This is a genomic window from Chitinimonas prasina (assembly GCF_030160395.1).
GTDB lineage: Bacteria > Pseudomonadota > Gammaproteobacteria > Burkholderiales > Chitinimonadaceae > Chitinimonas > Chitinimonas prasina.
Genome location: NZ_BSOG01000003.1, coordinates 79,143 through 98,328, shown reverse-complemented (window position 1 = coordinate 98,328; position 19,186 = coordinate 79,143). Strand labels below are relative to the sequence as shown.

At 59.0% G+C, this 19,186-nt stretch carries 15 protein-coding genes and 1 pseudogene; 4 read left to right on the top strand and 12 right to left on the bottom strand.

Annotation, left to right across the window (positions count from 1 at the left end):
- Positions 1-80: 80 nt before the first annotated feature.
- The 4 genes from QQK16_RS13535 to QQK16_RS13520 form a co-directional block, all read right to left on the bottom strand.
- Positions 81-578, bottom strand: a complete 498-nt coding sequence (locus tag QQK16_RS13535; RefSeq protein WP_284197013.1) for an RDD family protein — start codon at positions 576-578, stop codon at positions 81-83.
- 72 nt (positions 579-650) lie between these two features.
- Entirely contained in the window at positions 651-995 is a 345-nt protein-coding gene (locus QQK16_RS13530; protein WP_284197012.1) for a DUF3106 domain-containing protein, read from the bottom strand.
- 11 nt (positions 996-1,006) lie between these two features.
- Positions 1,007-1,381 carry a DUF3619 family protein gene (locus tag QQK16_RS13525; RefSeq protein WP_284197011.1) on the bottom strand — a complete coding sequence of 125 codons (375 nt, stop codon included), beginning with the start codon at positions 1,379-1,381 and terminating at the stop codon, positions 1,007-1,009.
- Positions 1,378-1,953, bottom strand: a complete 576-nt coding sequence (locus tag QQK16_RS13520) for an RNA polymerase sigma factor (RefSeq protein ID WP_284197010.1) — start codon at positions 1,951-1,953, stop codon at positions 1,378-1,380. Before QQK16_RS13520 ends, QQK16_RS13525 begins: the two co-directional genes overlap by 4 nt.
- Positions 1,954-2,485: 532 nt before the next feature.
- Here QQK16_RS13520 and QQK16_RS13515 point away from each other — a divergent pair.
- From QQK16_RS13515 to ilvC, 3 genes are all read left to right on the top strand, one after another.
- On the top strand, positions 2,486-4,246 hold the full coding sequence (locus QQK16_RS13515) for an acetolactate synthase 3 catalytic subunit (protein WP_284197009.1): 1,761 nt from the start codon (positions 2,486-2,488) through the stop codon (positions 4,244-4,246).
- A 13-nt stretch (positions 4,247-4,259) separates the two neighbouring features.
- Positions 4,260-4,751: an acetolactate synthase small subunit gene (gene ilvN / locus QQK16_RS13510; protein WP_284197008.1), complete on the top strand. Its 492-nt coding sequence runs from the start codon at positions 4,260-4,262 to the stop codon at positions 4,749-4,751.
- Positions 4,752-4,824: 73 nt separating this feature from the next.
- Positions 4,825-5,841 (top strand): ketol-acid reductoisomerase, encoded by a 1,017-nt coding sequence (gene ilvC, locus QQK16_RS13505; RefSeq protein ID WP_284197007.1) that lies wholly within the window; start codon positions 4,825-4,827, stop codon positions 5,839-5,841.
- 494 nt (positions 5,842-6,335) lie between these two features.
- Here ilvC and QQK16_RS21330 read toward each other — a convergent pair.
- From QQK16_RS21330 to QQK16_RS13470, 7 genes and pseudogenes are all read right to left on the bottom strand, one after another.
- Positions 6,336-6,416, bottom strand: a pseudogene (locus QQK16_RS21330) (transposase); the annotation flags it as partial.
- A 215-nt stretch (positions 6,417-6,631) separates the two neighbouring features.
- Complete coding sequence (locus QQK16_RS13495) at positions 6,632-10,945, bottom strand: pilus assembly protein (protein WP_284197006.1); 4,314 nt, start codon at positions 10,943-10,945, stop codon at positions 6,632-6,634.
- A gap of 207 nt (positions 10,946-11,152) precedes the next feature.
- Positions 11,153-11,839 (bottom strand): pilus assembly PilX family protein, encoded by a 687-nt coding sequence (locus QQK16_RS13490; RefSeq protein ID WP_284197005.1) that lies wholly within the window; start codon positions 11,837-11,839, stop codon positions 11,153-11,155.
- A 32-nt stretch (positions 11,840-11,871) separates the two neighbouring features.
- Complete coding sequence (locus QQK16_RS13485) at positions 11,872-13,092, bottom strand: PilW family protein (protein WP_284197004.1); 1,221 nt, start codon at positions 13,090-13,092, stop codon at positions 11,872-11,874.
- 72 nt (positions 13,093-13,164) lie between these two features.
- Entirely contained in the window at positions 13,165-13,611 is a 447-nt protein-coding gene (locus QQK16_RS13480; protein WP_284197003.1) for a fimbrial assembly protein, read from the bottom strand.
- A 2-nt stretch (positions 13,612-13,613) separates the two neighbouring features.
- A complete protein-coding gene (locus QQK16_RS13475) occupies positions 13,614-14,246 on the bottom strand; it encodes a GspH/FimT family pseudopilin (protein ID WP_284197002.1) in 633 nt (210 codons plus the stop codon).
- 9 nt (positions 14,247-14,255) lie between these two features.
- Complete coding sequence (locus QQK16_RS13470; protein ID WP_284197001.1) at positions 14,256-14,690, bottom strand: type IV pilin protein; 435 nt, start codon at positions 14,688-14,690, stop codon at positions 14,256-14,258.
- A 400-nt stretch (positions 14,691-15,090) separates the two neighbouring features.
- Here QQK16_RS13470 and QQK16_RS13465 point away from each other — a divergent pair, with 400 nt between their 5' ends.
- Positions 15,091-17,376 carry a beta strand repeat-containing protein gene (locus QQK16_RS13465; protein ID WP_284197000.1) on the top strand — a complete coding sequence of 762 codons (2,286 nt, stop codon included), beginning with the start codon at positions 15,091-15,093 and terminating at the stop codon, positions 17,374-17,376.
- A 123-nt stretch (positions 17,377-17,499) separates the two neighbouring features.
- On the opposite strand, the gene QQK16_RS13460 is transcribed toward QQK16_RS13465, so the two are convergent.
- On the bottom strand, positions 17,500-19,032 hold the full coding sequence (locus QQK16_RS13460) for a 2-isopropylmalate synthase (RefSeq protein WP_284196999.1): 1,533 nt from the start codon (positions 19,030-19,032) through the stop codon (positions 17,500-17,502).
- Between the last annotated feature and the right edge of the window lie 154 nt (positions 19,033-19,186).

Here is a 19,186-nt window from a genome sequence, read left to right as displayed (position 1 = left end):
ATACCCCAAGCGTCAAGCCCATACGGTGGCAGGGCAGCGCCCTGGCGCCAGTGCAAGGCGAACGGTATTGCCAGCGACGCCTAATCAGCGCGGTGTATGGGCAGCAATACCACCCGGATGCCGGCCAGCCTGTCATGCAGGCATTGCTGCTCGCGATCTATCAGCGCCCACAGCCAGGGCAGCGCCATCCAGACCAGGCCCAGCCATAGCAGCCATTTCATGTCCGGCACATGCTTGGTATAGGCCCACAGCGGTATCAGCGGTGCGTAGACCAGCAGGCACAGGGCAAACCGCAGACTGACCTGCCACATACTGGGCAGCTGGTTGGCGCGGTTGCGCAACTGCAGCCGCCAGGTCTTCATGGCCAGTGTCTGGCCCGAGCGGCGCCAGCACCAGGCAAAGTAGCCGTACAGCACCAGAATCAGAAACGCGAACTGGGCCGGGGTACCCGCCAACCGGCTGAACAACAACTGGAACAGCATGCCGGCGACCAGAATCACGGCCAGCAGCAGCAGGCTCTCATAGCAAAGGGAGACAAGACGCCGCCACCGGGGGGCAAGAGGGTGTTCTACCGACATGGTGCAACCTGCATGCAAGACAAGCCCGCCAAGATACGGCGCAAGCCCGGATAAGACAAGCCGCAACCAGGATCAGTTGGCCGCCTGCACCTGCTTGAGCTTTTCCTTGACCTGCTCGCGCTGGGGCGAGGGCAGGCGCTGCACCTTCTTGTAGTTGTCACGCGCCCGGTTGCGTTCGGCTGGGCTCAAGCTGGCCCAATGGCGTATGCGGGCGTCGATGCGGCTGCGCTCGGCCGCGCTATGGTGGGGATATTGCTCGGCCAAGGCCAACAGATGCTGCCGCTGGCCGGCGCTATAGCTGGCCCACTCCGCTGCCAGCGGCGCCAGCACCGCCTGCTGGGCCGGCGCCAGGGCCACCCAATCCGCCGGAGGCGCTGCCGCCACGGCCGTGGCGGCGCAGAATAGCAGCAACGACAATCCCAGGCGCCTCACGAGGCCTCCCTGGCCAGGTGCTCCACCGAATCGGACAGCCACACTTCCATGGGCACCTCGTCGGCCAGCAGCTGCGCATCGATATCGTCGTCTATCGAACCGGCATTGCCTTGCTGCCACCAAAACAAGCCGACGCCCAGGCACAGCGCCAGCCAGGCCGCCTGACCCGCACGCCGGCTAGCCACCGGGTGCAACCCCAGCCAGCGCACCAAGCCCAAGCGCCAGCCCCGTGAGCCGGCCTGCTGTAGTGCCAGCGCTACCTGCCGCGCCTGGGCCAGCCTTTGCTGCTGCCGCAGCGACAGCGGCTGCGCAGCCAGTTGGCTGGCAGCGGCTTTGCCAAAGGTGTCTTCCTCCCACTGCGACTTGCTCATGGCTCCACCCCTCTCTCTCGCAGCCAGTCTGCCAGGCTGTGGCATGCCCGCGAGCAATGCGTCTTGACGCTGCCTTCCGAGCAGCCCATGGCCACCGCCGTGTCGGCCACGTCCATCTCCTCCAGATAACGCAGCAGGAAGGCCTGCCGTTGACGCAAGGGCAAATGTGCCAGGCCGTCCTCCAGCAAGGCCAGCATCTGGCGTCGCCCCCATTGCACATCGGGCTGCTGTAAGGCCTCGCAGCCAGGCTCCACCGCCAGCGTGTCCAGCGGGTCCGGCTCGCTATCTTCGTCTTCGCCCTGGCGTAGGTGCAGCGCAGACAGCAGGCCCACCCACAGATTGCGCACCTTGCTACGACGATAATAGTCCCGTATTGCGTTCTGCAATATCCGTTGAAACAGCAAGGGCCATTCTTCGGCCGGCTGGCCGGCATAGCGCTCCACCAGCTTGAGCATGGCATCCTGCACCAGATCCAATGCCGCATCCTCGTTCTGCACGGCAAACATGGCTTGCCGGAAGGCCCGGTGTTCGGCTGCAGCAAGGAAATCGGCAAGGGAGGACGGAGTGGGCACAGCGCAGGGCAGACAAGAGACGGGGGCGCGATGATAGCAGTGACGTGCGCGGAAGTCGTTTTGCAAACAGCGGTTTAGCATCGCCCATGTTGCATTGCGGCACTTGACCTGCCCCGGTCAGGTCGGCTATGGTCACACCCATCCTCTCCGCCACGGACGGTGCCGCTTGCAACTCGCTTGCCGGCACCACATCGGCAGCAAGTCTCGATGGTCACCCGCCAGCCACAAGCCAGCGCGAGGTGACAACCCGGTTGGTTCTGGTGCGTAGCTATTACGTGCCCGTGATATACAAAAGCTTTATCGGCTTTTCTGCTGCATTGGTTGCAGATCTTGGTTGTCGTTGCAAGTTGGCTTGAGTCGGCAGATGCCGATTCGCAGTCGCCCCGGTAACGGTGCGTTGGTCTGGCGTCTTTTCCAAGGCGTCGGGTGCGCGTACCCACCTGCACAGCAGTGCGGGCCAGTCTCCGGGTAGGGCTGTCTGTCACACGTCGCCTCGGTCTGTTTTAGTGTCCCCTTTACCAAGGAAGACATCATGGAAATATCCGGTGCGGAAATCGTCATCCGTTGTTTGCAGGAAGAAGGCGTTGAATTCGTCTTCGGCTACCCGGGTGGCGCTGTCCTCGAAATCTACGACGCAATCTTCAAGCAAGACAAATTCAAGCACGTGCTGGTGCGCCACGAACAAGGTGCCGTGCACGCCGCTGATGGCTACTCACGCTCCTCGCACAAGGTCGGGGTAGCGCTGGTCACCTCCGGCCCTGGTGCCACCAATGCCATTACCGGCATTGCCACCGCCTACCTCGATTCCATCCCCATGGTGGTGATCTCGGGCCAGGTGCCCACGCCCGCCATTGGTCTCGACGCCTTCCAGGAAGTCGACATGGTCGGCATCACCCGGCCCTGCGTAAAGCACAACATCCTGGTCAAGGATGTACGCGACATCGCCAGCGCCATGAAGAAGGCTTTCCATATCGCCACCACCGGCCGCCCCGGCCCTGTCGTGGTTGATATCCCCAAGGACATCACACTGGCCCGTGCGGAGTTCCACTACCCGCAATCGGTCAGCCTGCGGTCCTACAACCCGCCAGCCAAGGGTCACCCCGGCCAGATCAAGAAGGCCGTCAATCTCCTGAGCGACGCCAAGCGGCCACTGATCTATATCGGCGGCGGTGCCGTGCTGTCCAATGCCTCCAACCAGGTTACCGAACTGGTCAAGATGCTGGGCGTGCCCGCCACCAACACCTTGATGGCCCTGGGCGCTTTCTCCGGCTCCGATCCGCAAAACCTGGGCATGTTGGGCATGCACGGCCTGTACGAAGCCAATATGGCCATGCAGCACTGCGACGTGCTGATCGCCATCGGCGCCCGCTTTGACGATCGCGTCATCTCGGTGCCCTCGCACTTCCTCAGCTCGCCCAAGAAGATCGTCCATATCGACATCGACCCTTCCTCCATCGCCAAGCGCGTAAAGGTGGACATCCCCATTGTCGGCAATGTGCGCGATGTGCTGGACGAGATGCTGGCGCTGCTGCGGCAGACCGGCGCCCGCCCCAATGCCGAGCACCTAGCCAACTGGTGGAAGCAGCTGGAAGAATGGCGCAGCCACAACTGCCTCAAGTTCGACGCAAACAGCGACATCATCAAGCCGCAGTTCGTGGTGCAGACCCTGTACGAGATCACCGGCGGCGATGCCTTCGTCACCTCCGATGTGGGCCAGCACCAGATGTGGGCGGCGCAGTACTACAAGTTCAACAAGCCACGCCGCTGGATCAACTCCGGCGGCCTGGGCACCATGGGCTTTGGCCTGCCTGCCGCCATGGGCGTGCAGCTGGCCAACCCCGATGCCACCGTGGCCTGCATTACCGGTGAAGCCTCCATCCAGATGAACATTCAGGAGCTCTCCACCTGCAAGCAGTACCACACCCCGGTGAAGGTGATTAACCTGAACAACCGCTATCTGGGCATGGTGCGGCAGTGGCAGGAGTTCTTCTACGGCAACCGCTATTCCGAATCCTATATGGATGCGCTGCCCGATTTCGTGAAACTGGCCGAAGCCTATGGCCACGTCGGCATGAAGATCGAGCGTCCAGCCGATGTGGAACCCGCCCTGCGCGAGGCCATGAAGCTGAAAGAGCGGCTGGTGTTCATGGACTTCATCACCGACCAGACCGAGAACGTCTTCCCCATGGTGCAGAACAACCGCGGCCTGAGCCAGATGGATCTGCCACCGCATATGCGCCACCTGCAACAAGGCACCGTCGCAAAAGAGCGCGACTACGGCAACCTGAGCTAAGGAGGAGAGACCCATGCGACATATTCTTTCCATCCTGCTGGAAAACGAAGCCGGTGCCCTGAGCCGGGTAGTGGGCCTGTTCTCGGCACGTGGCTACAACATCGATTCGCTCACGGTATCCACCACCGAAGACGCCACCCTGTCGCGGATGACCATCGTCACCAGCGGCTCCGATGACGTCATCGAGCAGATCACCAAGCAGCTCAACAAGCTGATCGAGGTGGTCAAGGTCATCGACCTGAACGAGTCGGACCATGTCGAACGCGAGCTGATGCTGATCAAGGTCCGCTCCACCGGCAAGGACCGCGAAGAGATGAAACGGATGGCCGACATCTTCCGTGGCCGCATCCTCGACGTCACCGAAAAGACCTACACCATCGAGCTGACCGGTGAGAGTTCCAAGCTGGACGCCTTTATCGAGGCAGTGGACCGCACCCTCATCCTCGAAACCGTACGGACCGGTGCCTCCGGCATAGGCCGTGGCGAACGCATACTGAAAATTTGATCGTGCGGGGTACCACGCGCGGGCAGACACCCGCCGCCCCGACACCACTCACACCCAACAAGGAGTTACCCCAATGAAGGTTTTCTACGACAAAGACGCCGACCTCTCCCTGATCAAGGGCAAGCAAGTCACCATCGTGGGCTACGGCTCGCAAGGCCACGCCCATGCGCTGAACCTGAAGGACAGCGGCGTGAACGTGACCATCGGCCTGCGCAAGGGCGGTGCATCGTGGAGCAAGGCCGAGAATGCCGGCCTGTCGGTCAAGGAAGTTGCCGAGGCAGTGAAGGGCGCCGACGTGGTCATGATACTGCTGCCGGACGAGAGCCAGCCTGAAGTCTACAAGCGCGATATCGAACCCAATATCAAGCAAGGCGCCTCGCTGGCCTTCGCCCATGGCTTCAATATCCACTACAACCAGATCGTGCCGCGCGCCGACCTGGACGTCATCATGGTCGCCCCCAAGGGCCCAGGCCACACCGTGCGCTCCGAATACAAGCGCGGCGGCGGCGTGCCCTCGCTGATCGCCGTGTACCAGGACACCAGCGGCCGCGCCCGTGATGTGGCCCTGTCCTACGCCGCAGCCAATGGCGGCACCAAGGGCGGCGTGATCGAGACCAACTTCCGCGAAGAAACCGAGACCGACCTGTTCGGCGAGCAGGCCGTACTCTGCGGTGGCGCGGTCGAGTTGGTGAAGATGGGTTTCGAAACCCTCACCGAAGCCGGCTACGCCCCGGAAATGGCCTACTTCGAGTGCCTGCACGAACTCAAGCTCATCGTCGACCTGATGTACGAAGGCGGCATCGCCAACATGAACTACTCGATCTCCAACAATGCCGAATACGGTGAGTACGTCACCGGCACCGAGGTAATCAACGAGCAGTCGCGCGCCGCCATGCGCAACGCCCTCAAGCGCATCCAGACCGGCGAATACGCCAAGCGCTTCATCCTCGAAGGCAAGACCAACTACCCCGAGATGACTGCCCGCCGCCGCCTCAACGCCGCCCACCCCATCGAAGTCGTGGGTGAGCAACTGCGCGACATGATGCCGTGGATCAAGGCCAACAAGCTGGTCGACCAGAGCAAGAACTAAGCACCACCATGGGGCGCAGCATTCGCCCCATGCGCCACACCCAAGGCCGGCTTTGCCGGCCTTTTGCATGGCCAATGCCCCCGTGCCCAAGCCATGCAACCCGGCACTTAGCGCTGCTAACAAAACCCAGCGCAGCGGTTCTGGCTAGGCGTGCAAACGCTGGCGCGCGCAGCTGACAGTACGTAGGTACGGCAAGTTTGCACAACAACGCCAGAAGGGTTTTGTTAGCGGCTCTTATTGCGCTTACGTCTGTGGTGGCGATCTATATCCTCTCGCCACGCCCACACCACACCAACCGCGCCATGAGCACACAGCACACCATCGAATACAGCGGCTCCCTGCTCTTCCGCGAGCTGCCAACCATCCGCTATCCCGAACTGGCCTCCGCCTGGGCGCAAGAAGGCTATGGCTGCGAACCCATGGATACACCAGAGATGCTGCTGGCCGCCTTCCGTGGCGAGAACGCCATCCTGCTGGAATCCGTCGTCGCGTTAGACGTCCGCAACCGTCGTACCCGACTCCGCTTGGCGAAGTGCAAATGCGATCTGCTCTTCCGTGAATTTCGACTTCTTCATGACAAATCTCCTGCCTCGCAAGGCGCTAAATTTGCCAGAAATCTCCACTTCTCAGCGCTACGATTTTGCGGGGGGAGGTCCCCCCCGGTAATAGCAAGCCTCTCCACCTGAGCAGGCTTCACGCCCTACCAGATCGATACCTGTCGCCCATACTCAGCACAAGAAAAAGGGGCACCCTTAGGTGCCCCTGCTTTCTTGCGAACCTATACCGTGGATTAATCCGGTATCAGTTCACGCCAGCTGGTCTTGCTCTGCAGAGTTACATCTGCATTCTCCAGACCCACATTGGTCAGCTCACCCTTCACATCCGCGCTCTGCAGCACGATCTTGCCACCCTTGAGCTGTATCAGTCGCGGACTGGCAGCCGCACCGGTAGTCAACTCCTTATAGGCAACATTGCCCGTACCTATCTTCAGGAAGGAACGCCCTTCCTTGCCTGCCAGATAGGAGCGTGCGTACACACGTGCCACGTTACCCGGAGAGCAGAGGTCCTTGGTCGGAATAGTGGAGGCGAAAATCACCTGGCCCAGCGCAGCAGAGGGCTGTAGCACCACCCGTTCGGCCAAACGGTCTATACCAAGCACCTGTTCGGAGGGCGCCAGATCCATATACCAGCCACGCTTGTGCGACTCCATGTTCACCTCATCGACTGTGGCACGGTTCACCGGCACCATCACATCGCGCTTCACCGGCAGATCACTGCCCGTCAATGGCGCCAATGCCTTACCGTCACGGATGGCGTACATGGTCTGCACTTGGTTAGCCTGTGCAAAGGTGCCATCACGGTCAGCCTTGCTCTGGTCCAAACCTGTACCAACAAAGATCCAGCGTGCGTCTGCAGCAGAATCCCAGGCGATTGCCGGATTCACCGTCACCGGTTGACGGGTATTGTCATAAACCCCCTTGGGTGCAGCGCCACCGTCCAGCTCTGCCAGCTTCACAATCTTCCAGTTATTCATATTGGCGTCAGAGACATCCATGCGCCAGACATTGCCCTGCATATCCGCAGCATAAATGGACCACAAGCGTTCCTCATCACGACTGGTGACAAAAGTCGCCAGGCTACCCAAGTTCAACGGGTTGGAGGCGCTGAGGCCAGGCAACTGGAAACAGCTGTTGGTACCGCAGCCGGCCGAGGATATGGTGAATTTCTTTACTACCGCACCTGTCTTGGCATTCAGTATCCAGATCGCGCCATTACCGGTGCTGTTGTTGTAACCGGATGGCACAATCACCACCCAGCCATGATCCTTGATCCAAGATACGGTAACTGAGCCGAAGCTATAGCCCATATCCGCATCACCCTTGAACTCCCACAGCAGCTTGTTAGCGACATCGACTTCGGTAGCAGCAGCACCGTTGGTCACATCAAGGGCAAAGTACCCCTTGCCACCCTTGTTCAGGCCGCTGATAAGCAGACTGCGCCAATTCACCGCCCCCTTGGTGCCACCGGTATGGCCCAGATCGGCGTCGAATATTGTCGGCGTTGCGTCACTCAGGAAATGCTTGCGGAACGGCGGGTTGGCAGCCTCCGAATAGGCATAGCTCTGCAGGCCATTCTTGCGGCCATCCTCATCCAGCGCATCGGCACCGGTGCGCAGCAGCATGCTGGGAATATAGGCCCACAGCTCCTTGCCCGAAGTCGCCGTGGCTACCTTCGCACCACCAATACCGGCCGAGGTGGCGTCAAATGCATGCAGCATGCCATCGTTGCTGTTGACATACACAACTGGCGGGCGATTCTTGACCGAAGTAACAAAGGCATCGTAGCCCTCGTGGTAATCCTGGCTGTAGCGCGAAGTCGCCTTGCTCAACACCACGGGGCGCGAGTTGATGATGTCCCCCAGAATACCAATGGTGGTGTCACCGACCGTATCGTCGCCACGGGCGCGGAACAACTTGCTACCCGACTCGCCTTCATTGCTCTTGTCACCGCGCAGATAGTTCAGCAGGCTTTCGCCATACGCCGCCGTCTTACCGTCCTCAAGTACGGTCCGATGCGCTGCCGGCAGGCTAGCCCAACGGAATGGCACGGCTGTGCCGCTGCCGGTACCCACGGCAATACGCCGCTGTGTATCCCAACCAGTGCCACCACCAGAGAGTACCGCGGCATCCAGCTTCTGATGTGCACGCCAGATCGGAGGTCCGGGCAGGTACTCGCCTGTCTCAGGATTGATCAGCTTGGCCTCAAGCCGGCCGGACCAGCTACCATTGCGGTAGGACGCCACATAGGCCACGTTGTCATCATCCGACAGCACCGGGCTGGCGGTACTCGGTGCCACCGCCTTGAACACATCAGCCTTGATATCGGTCAGCGCCTTGATCAAGCCGCGCGCCAGCGAACCAGGGTCCTTGGCTGAGAAGAAAGTGCCACGTCCGTTGACCGCCGCATGCCACAGGTCATCGACCCGTTCCGGGTAGGTGCCATTCGGGTTGCCGGTGTTGGCATCGGGCCAGTCACATACCGAGGCGCCCGTGCCCCCCCCCGCCGCGCTACACGTTGCGACACCGGTTTTGATACGGTTGAAGTCTGAAGCTGGATCCACCGAGGTTTTATAGTCCTCAATGAACTTCAGCCTGCCGGACAAACCCAAGCCTATGGTATGAGACACCATGTTCTGGAAGTTGGCGGGGTTGGCCGTTCCGTAATTATTGGGCAGATCGGGGCGGATATCCTGGCCATAGTAATGCAATGCTACGTCAGCCAAGGTGCCGGAAGAGTTCTTTCCATCGAATGCACCGTCGCTGCGCAAGCGGAAGGGAGCAAAGGTTGCCGGCCCTGTGGCACTGTCGGCATCCAGCACCGTATTGGAATCATTACTTGGCGTTGCCGTTAACCCCACCGCGCAGTTCGAACAATTCAGCGGGTTGGGGGTGTTAGAGTTCCACATACCATCAGTGGAAAGGATGGTGTAGTTACGTTGGCATGCCCCGCCATTGAGGTTGCTGTACATGGGGTCTGCGACAGTAGCGCTATATTTGTTGCCGTAATAGCGCCCCACGCCGGCCAAAGCCTCACGCAATGGTGTACTGCCACTTTCGGGTGCCGCAAACAACGTGGAATACCAATTCCCGCGCACCGTACCTGTTGTGGTACCAACAAACTTGCCCACAGGGCGGAAAGTGGAACCACCAGCGGTCGTGATATGGCTCGGCTGGGCGTGAATAGTCATGAAGCCGACCCGATAATCGCCATCGATCGAACCAAATGCCGTACTGACAGCCGACTTCATGGTCATGCTGCGGCGGCGATAATAAGTAAACCAGTTGGCAAACCGCCGATTGAGCTCCGCCTTGGTCATCGTGATAGGCGCACCGCCATCGGTCTTGTACAAGGTGTCTATCGTGTCTACAGTCGGTAGCGGTATCAACACCTTTGTAAAATTGGTGGAGTTACCCAATACTTTCTTACCATCCACTATCGAAACAGTTGGTGCTTCCTTGCACTTTACATCCGTATGATCTTTCGGCGCAGGATCCGTACCCGTATAAGCATAGTAATGTGCAGCAGAGGGTAATTCTGTTGCCTGATAGAAACGACCTATATCGTCACCCTGCGTGCCCGCAGTACCAGGCAAGTAGTTGGTAGTGACCTGAAACTTAGCAAAACCGTTGTTGCCATCAACGGAATTTACATCCAGCAGATTGTAGGTCCCATTGTAGTTGGCATATCCGCCCTGTGTGTCGATATCTATTACGCGGTAGCCATCCAACATACGCGCCTGTATACCATTGGTTACCAAATAGGCAGTGTAGGGGCTGCCCGTACCAAATACATACAGCTGGCTATCCCCAAGATTATTCCCATTGGTCTCAGGCTCCCGAAAATGCCAGTTGGTGCCGGAAGCAACCGTAGGGAGGGCAGCTGTAGTTTGCAGACTGAACTCAAAGTAGCTGGTAGCAGCTGCCAGATTGACGACATTTGTTACCCGATATATGCCTGCTATCGAAGCAGGTTGCAATAGCGCAACCAAATCATTGAGTTGATAATTATGCGTCGCCGAAACACTACCGGGATAGACCCTTACGACATAATTCGGGCCAGCACCAGAAACCACGACCTTAGGGCTGAGATCCCCAGCAGCAGCCTTCCTGACCACATTTAGTGAAGCACCGTTTCCCACAGAGTTAATAGCAGATCCCGCGTTATTATTCCCTCGACGGAAGGGCGTTAAACTAAGCGCAGCCTCTTCCAAGTCCCAGGCAAAATATTCGCTTGAAAGATCAATCGTAGCGCCATAACCGCTAAAGGGCATGGAGGGCGTATTAGTGGCGCTAGCCTTGCTGGTACGTAATCCATCGTAATAAGCACTTGTCCAAGTACTATTCGGGAACAACGTGCCATCCGCCCTGGTTGGTGGGTCGTAGGTCAGTGCGGGATTAAACGCCAGCGAGTTGCACAGTGCGTTCTTGTAGCCCACCGTAGCCGGAACAACATTGGCGCTCGCCAAGCTATCGCCGTTCAAGCTAGAGCCATGATCTGGCACATGGCTCCAAGCCATACTGCCCGATGTATCGTAAACAAACATCAAATTGGGTTCGACCAGACTGGTCTGGTTGAGCGGGGTATTCCCCAGCGGCGGCACCACTGCCTCTACGCTGACAACCTGGCACAGGGCCAACATGGCCACTAGGGTCTTGGTGGCAAATGACTTGGAGTCTGACATGACTAGTTTCCTCTCACTATCACGTGGAGATGTAATTACTGGATCCGGCGGCAACTTACCGAGCAGGGATCAGGTATCTGGCAAGGGGTAGATCAGTATGGTCTGCAGATAAGAGGTAGTACCGCGCGGACCGTCCACTCGGACACTCAGACGCATGCCCACACCGTTCTGCGGCGGGACTATGTCGGAACTGTTGGTACCGTCACCAGTCTGCCCTTGGGTCCACTTACCGGCAACCTGTGCCTGATTGAACAACACGCAATGGTTGGCTGTAGCCTGCCCGGTATTCCGGCACATGCGCTCCAATACCATCACCGCACAATTGCCGGTGTGCTCATCCCATACTGCACGTACCGAGGATGCACTGGCATCACTGCTGCTACGGCATTTACCGGCCGAACGCAACACATTGGGTATGCCAGAGGTCTTGATGCAATTCACATCCGTCAAGGCACAAGGCGAGACGGGGTTCTCCTCGGTGAACATCGTTGCGCGATACCAATCGTCGTAATTATTGTGGTAACGCGTCTTGTTGACATTGAGGATGCTGAAGCCGCCATCTCCTTCCTTGTCCAGCATATATTCAACAGCCAGGTCAGCCGTATTAACGCTGGACTGCCGAAATGTCACATTGCCTGTCACCAGGGTGGCCGTATCGACCTGCCGCACGATAGCCAAGCCTGCCAAGGTTAGCGCCACCAGGGCAATCAGCGAAATCAGCAGGACAACACCACGCTGTCTGCGCGCGCCTGTCATTGGCCGGAAATATTGAGGCAAACGGGTAGTGATCATGGCTCGAGGACTCGCGTGTTCCAAATCATGTTGCGCAGGGGTACGACGCCGGTAAAGACCTGGTAACGGTAACACCGCCATTCGTTCGGGCCATCCGACGCCCCGCTACCTCTTGCCATATTGACTACGATGGGCGGGCCGGAGGGGAAAGTGATATTGCGTGCGGACGTAGCCTGCACCGCACTCGATGTGGCATCGCAGTTTGTCCCGTCAGTAGGACGTTCCCTCAAGCTATTGCGAGAAACCACGGCAAAACGTATTGCTCGTATAGTCCTTGCTACTGGCGGTGTTAGCGCAGCAGCAGCATAAACGCCAGTCGGCTCTACCCAGTTGTTGACATTGGTCACCACATCGGCCGGCACCGTGTCGATACCATATTGGGCCTGCAGGTCCACAATCTCATCCGCCAGTTGCATGGTTTCTGCCCTACCCGCCAGAGTCGCGATGGCTGGCGGTGTTGTCCGCAAAGTTCCGGTGGCATCGTAGGTGGCCCCCAGAATGCCCATGGTGGAGGTCAGGGCATTATTGGCTACCGTGTAGCTCTGCATGGTCAGGCTGCCCAGGTGAGCCAGCTCAGTGCTGCCAACCAAGGAAACCAGCTGATTGAAACTACTATTAAGGCAAGTAGTTCGCGAACAGGTGGCCGGTCCGGGCGCGAAGGCAATCTGCGCCAAATTGTCGAGATCAGGCTCATTGGTTACTTGGCCCAACTGGCAGGTGCCCGCAATGGTATTGATTTGCAAGGCCATATCGCTCCGATGCACCAGAAATGCCACATTGGAACGGGTCAGGGTGACATTGAAATTCGTCGGCATCAGCGGCGGTACTGCACCGTTGAACGGTATGGCATTACCGCCATTGGCACGCATGATGCGTATGCCATCGGCAGCAGCGCCGCCATCCACGATCAGCGCAGGAAAGATGATGGGCGTATTGAAGCCCGCAGGCGCTGCGGGAAAAACATTGGTCGGCGCAAGCGAAGCGGCAAAGGCCGCACCAAAGTTACAGCCGACCGCAGCGCGCACATTGGTCAGCCCATAGCCTGCCATGCGCAAATCCCTATCCAACTGGTAGTGTGCGAACTGGCCGCTTGTTTGCGATTCGCTGCTGGCGCTGGTAGTCCGGCGCTGGCCTTCATAGCCACGGTAGGTTTCCATGATGGCGATCGTGGTGATCAGCGCCACCACCATGCCGACCATCAGCTCCACCAGGCTCATGCCTGACTGTGCGCTTGGGCGATAAAAAACGGGCTGGGTAATCACGGCATCCTGCCTATGTTAATCATGGTTTTATTGCACCACTTCGGCAGTGGTGGTGTAGGTCCGCACATCCGATGACGGTAGTTTCCAACTGACCGTCACCGTTACCCGGTTCTCACGCTCACCTACGGCAGGTGCCCAGGTAATGGTGGGGGGATAGTTGGCGGCACCGGGCAGCGCAGCTACAACCTGGGCCTTCCAGGCATTGAAGGCGGTCGTCCCCGTCGCGTAGTCGTCTTTCACCGTCGCGCTATTGGTTAGCCACATATTGCCCACCAACTGATTGGCTAAAGTCGCAGCCTCACCCCGATAACGAGAGTCCTGGTCCAGCGAGATGGCACGTGCCTGCAAGGCCACCAGTCCCAACAATCCCAGCGAGAAAATCACCAAAGCAACCAGTGCCTCAAGCAGCATCACGCCTGACTGCTCACGCAGTGTGCGCCGTGTAGTGCATATGGAGCGGATCGAAGATTTCACGTTCAGCACCTGCGCGGATCGTTGGTGGGAAGGACATTCTCTACATCGGGGTCACACATGCGTATCTGACCAGCCTGGCTCACTGTTATGCGCAAATTGCGCGACTTGTTGGCAGGCAGTACAGAAGTCGGCACATCGACATCCACCCACCACCCCCCCTGGATATTGTCGAGAACACGACCCAATGAAGAGAACTGTATGGTGTTACGCGTGTCGGCAGTCGGTACATTAAGGGTATCGACTATCACAGACTTGACTATCGCGTTGGCACCGACCGAATCCCCACCGGAGCTAGCCAGTATGCGGGCGTCGTTACACCCGGCAAGCGCCGTCGGTACCACCGCAGGGTCTTGCCAGACCACCCAGTGATGACCACCATTGGTGGGTACGCAGGTAGTTCCGTTCGCCAAAGAAAAGCGCACTGACGCGTTGTTCTTGATGGCCTCGGTACGCGCCTGACGCAAACCTTCCATCAAAAAATCAGTACGCGATCTGATGGCACTGTTCTCTATCCATGTGCGGTAGCTGGGCACGCCTACGGCCATCAGTACGCCGACGATAGCGACTACGACCATCATCTCGATGAGCGTCATCCCATGGGAATATTGCAGGCTAGGCAAGCGTAAGCGGTACATGGCGAGGCCTTAGCAAGTCGACGTCTTGGTGGCGATCCAGCAATTGCGTGGCAATCCGGTCGCACCGGGGAAAGCCAGCGTCCTGCGCACGTTCCGTTCATCCACGGTGTAAACAAGCGCACCCGCAGCACCCAGCGCCGACGCTCCCTTCGATGTTAGCGTCAGCAAGTAGCTCTGGCCGCCATTCGAGGTGGTGCAGGTAAAGGTAAAGGTCTTATCCACCGGCATGGTAGGAGTGCAGGCAGCTGGGCCGTAGGTGCGCAGGTCCTGATAGGACTGCTCCAGCCGAACACGGGTGTCCGCGATGAGACTTTGCCCCGCAGTGGCATTTGAGCGGATCACATGCTCACGATAGAGCGGGATGGAGATGGCAGCCAGTATGCCCATGATCGCAACCACGATCATGATCTCGATGAGGGTAAATCCACGTTGCGTCTTGTTCACGATTACTTCCCCTGTTCAGCTTGGTTTGAATTATCTGTTCGGCGCGAGGACGATGTCATCTCGGCACGATCAGCGTGATCTTAGGACGGACCAATGGCACTTCCAGCATGCCGACATCAAGCAAAGACGCTATTCTCAGGGGGCTTACGGCCGGGGGTCAATGTCATTATCATGTCAGCCGACAGCCCCTCATGCCGCGTGATCGCCGCCAGAGTTGCTTCATCAGTTGTCGCTTAAGTAGCCCGCGCTGTTGCCGCAGGATATTTACGCTTTAATATGCCAAGATTGATTTTGCAATTAACTTGGCGTTAAATGCCATATGAATGCGGATGGCCCAAGTTAAAATTGCCTTATCTCTGAACAACTTCCGCGCTCAAGCTCAGAAAAGGAATTAATATTTATGCGCAAATTCAGTATATGGCACGAACTGTGGCGCTTCGCCCTGGTTCTGGTGGCCATTGCCCTCGCCTCCTGTGGCGGCCCTGGCGGTAGCGACAGCGAGGCCTCCAAGCAGGAATCCCTCATACTGACCATGAGCAGTAGCTCACTGGCAGCAGGCCAGCCTGCTACGGTTACCGCGGTACTCAAGGATGGTGCAGGCGTGGCCAAGGTAGGCCAGACCATCACTTTCACCACCGACCCCCTGTTCGGCATCATGACCCCTGCATCAGGTGTCTGGATCACGGACTCCACCGGTACCGCCACCATTACATTGTCCTCGGGCCCGAACATCGGCTCGGCCAGCATCACGGCCACGTCGGCCAGCGGCACCAAGTCCAGCCTGAGCTACAACAACACCTCAGTTGGCGTTTCGGTCGCCTCGCTGCAACTGCTGGTCAGTAGCGGCAACCTGCTGGCAGATGGCGCCTCCACGGTCGATGTCACCGCCTTGGTCAAGGACGCCAACAACAACACCGTCAGCGGCCAGACTGTTGTATTCTCTGCCAGTTCCGGCGCCCTGACCGTGACCAACAATGGCATCTCTGATGCCGCTGGTCGGGCCAGCGCAGTGCTCAGCAGTGGTGACGACAAGACCTCCCGCGATATCACCATTACCGCCAAGGTCGGTTCGCTGACTGCCACTGGCTCCGTACGGCTGGCAGGCACCAAGATCACCATCGCCGGCGTCAACTCCCTGGTGGTGGGCAACAACACCCAGCTGACCATACGCCTGCAGGATGGCGCTGGCCGTGCGATTGCTGGTCAATCGTTGACTTTGGGCTCCATCATAGGCAACACCTTCAGCGTCAACGGCAGCAACGCCACCTCGGTCATCACGGACTCGTCCGGTCAAGCCACCGTGCGCTACAACGCGACCAATCCCGGTACTGATAACATCACGGCCTCTGCACTGAACGAACGCGGTGCTCTCGCCATGACCGTTAGCAACCAGAGCTTCACGGTTGCTGCTGCACCGGGGCAGCCAGGCACCAGCTTCCCAGCGGGCTCCTCGCCTGAGTTCAATCTGGACACCCCTGTCGTCATCACCGCCCGCTATCTGGTCGCTGGTGTGCCTCAGGTTGGCAAGACCGTCTCCTTTACCTCGACCCGCGGCACCGTTTCACCCTCGTCGGCGGTAACAGATGCGTCCGGCTCTGCTTATGTAGTGGCCCAGGCAGATACAGCAGGCGCTGCCGTGATCACCGCCGAAAGTGGCGCGGTGTCGTCACAGTATCCCGTTGAATTTGTCTCGATTGCACCCAACAAGCTGAATCTCCAGGTTGAATCTCCGACCGTTGCACCGCGCGGAAAGACGGCAATTACCGCCACAGTTCGCGATTCCAAGAACAACTTGGTCAAGAACAAGACGGTATCGTTTACTCTGAGCGACACCACCGGTGGCACACTCAGCGTTGCCAAGGGCATAACCGACAGCGCCGGTCAAACCAGCACTACCTACACAGCAGGCAATTCGACCAGCTCCAAGGACAGCGTAGTGATAACTGCCACCGTCCAGGATACGGCCGTCACCTCGACAGCACGCCTGACGGTAGCAGGTCAGGCCTTGTTTGTTCGCCTGGGCACCGGCAACACTATCGACGTGGTCAGCGCAACTGAGTATGGCAAGCCCTATACCGCCATAGTCACCGACGCAGCCGGTAATCCTGTTGCCAACGCAGAAGTCACCTTCTCCGTCGTCCCAGAAATGTACTTCAAGGGACACCACTACTGGACAGGTACGTTCTGGGTTCCTACAGGTGGCTTGCAGCAATTCACCACCACCGATCCAGCCTGCCCGGTGGGTAGCTATCAAGTTGGCAACAACGGCCAAACTCCGCCTACGCTTAGCTGTGTCCGCACGCTTGCACGTACCCAGTGCGATAATGAGGACACCTTTATCGATCCTCTGAACGGTGTTGGCGCCAACAACGGTATCCTGGAACCCGGTGAGGACTTCAACGGTAACCGCGAACTGGATCCTGGCTTTACCGCTGCAGCCACACCAGCCAAAGTGCTTACCAACTCCGCAGGTAGCGCCACGATTCGCGTCGGCTACACCAAGGACAAAGCCAACTGGGTGAAGGTCGCCTTGACGGCGCGTGCAACGGTACAAGGTAGCGAAGCAGCCTCTACGGTCTACTTCGACCTGACTGGCCTTGCCGCGGACTACGATGACGTAGCCGTCTCGCCTCCCGGTGCAACCAGCCCCTTCGGTGCGGCACAGGATTGCAGCAACCCCAACTAAAGACTGCCCTCACTCCCGCCAGCCCCCAAGGCTGGCGGGTTGCAGCAAGCAGTAGCAAACAAAAAGCCCGCACTTCGTGCGGGCTTTTTGTTTTGTGGCCTGGCGTACCGTACCCGTCAGGCATCAAGCCTGTGGATGCGCCCGCCCGGCCTCGGTCGTTAGTCGGTTCAGGGCCGAGATATAGGCCTCAGTCGAGGCCACCAGCACATCAATGTCAGCCCCCTGGCCATTCACCACCATATCATCCAGCGACAGGCGCACCGTCACCTCGGCCTGCGAATCCGTCCCCGCCGTCACCGCATTGACAGAGTACAGCAGCAGGTCGGCGCCGCTCTGCGCGACACTCTCTATGGCCTTGAACACCGCATCGACCGGGCCGGCACCGTGCGCCACCACCCTGTGCTCCTCGCCTTGCGCACCCATCACCAGGTTGGCCGTGGGCTGCTCGCCGGTTTCCGACACCACTTTGAGCGAGATCAGCCGGTAACGCTCGGTCGCATCCGGGCCACTATCGCCCAGCAAGGCGCGCAGGTCCTCGTCAAAAATCTCGCGCTTCTTGTCGGCCAGCTCCTTGAAGCGGGCAAAGGCAGCATTCAGGGCCTCCTCGCCTTCGGGCAGTATGCCCAGCTCCTGCAAGCGGGTACGGAAGGCGTTGCGGCCAGAGAGCTTGCCCAAGGTCAGCTTGTTCTGGCTCCAGCCCACCGATTCGGCCGACATGATTTCATAGGTCTCGCGGTGCTTGAGCACGCCGTCCTGGTGTATGCCGGACTCATGCGCAAAGGCGTTGGCACCGACCACCGCCTTGTTCGGCTGCACTGGGTAGCCGGTAATCGAGGAAATCAGCTTGGAGGCCGGCACGATCTGTGTGGTATCGATGCGGGTCTCCAGGTCAAACACGTCGCAGCGGGTGCGTACCGCCATGACGATCTCTTCCAGCGCAGCATTGCCGGCACGCTCACCCAGGCCATTGATGGTGCACTCCACCTGGCGGGCGCCGCCCATCACGGCAGCCAGGGAGTTGGCCACCGCCATGCCGAGGTCGTTATGGCAGTGCGCCGACCAGATCACCTGGTCCGAATTGGGCGTACCCTCAATCAGCTTGCGGAAGAACTCGGTGGTCAGGTGCGGCACGGCATAGCCCACGGTATCAGGCACATTGATGGTGCGGGCCCCGGCTTTTATCACGGCATCAAAGATACGGCAGAGGAAATCCGGCTCGGAGCGCAAGGCATCCTCGGCAGAGAACTCCACATCGTCGGTGTATTGACGCGCCAGCTTGACGGCCGCCACGGCGGCCTCCACCACCTGGTCTGGCTGCATGCGCAGCTTTTTTTCCATATGGATGGGGCTGGTGGCAATAAAGGTGTGGATACGGCCACGAGCAGCCGGCTTGATGGCCTCGCCCGCCGCACGGATATCGCGCTCATTGGCCCGCGCCAGCGAACAGATGGTGGACTCCTTGATGGCCTCGGCGATGGCGTTGATGGATTCGGCGTCACCTGGGCTGGCAGCAGCAAAACCGGCTTCGATGATGTCCACTCCCAGCTTCTCCAGCTGGCGGGCGATGCGTATCTTCTCGTCACGGGTCATGGAAGCGCCCGGACTCTGCTCGCCGTCGCGCAAGGTGGTATCGAATATGTAGAGCCGTTCGCTCATGATGCTGTCTCCAGTGACGATGTAATAACAAAAAAGCCGCCGGGCCTAAGGGCCGGGCGGCTGAGATTGATGTTGTTCTGGTCTGGCTAAGCGCGTTTATCGCGCAAGACGTAACAGCGGCCCGGAGAGGTCGTTCTCGGCTAGTAGTAGCAGA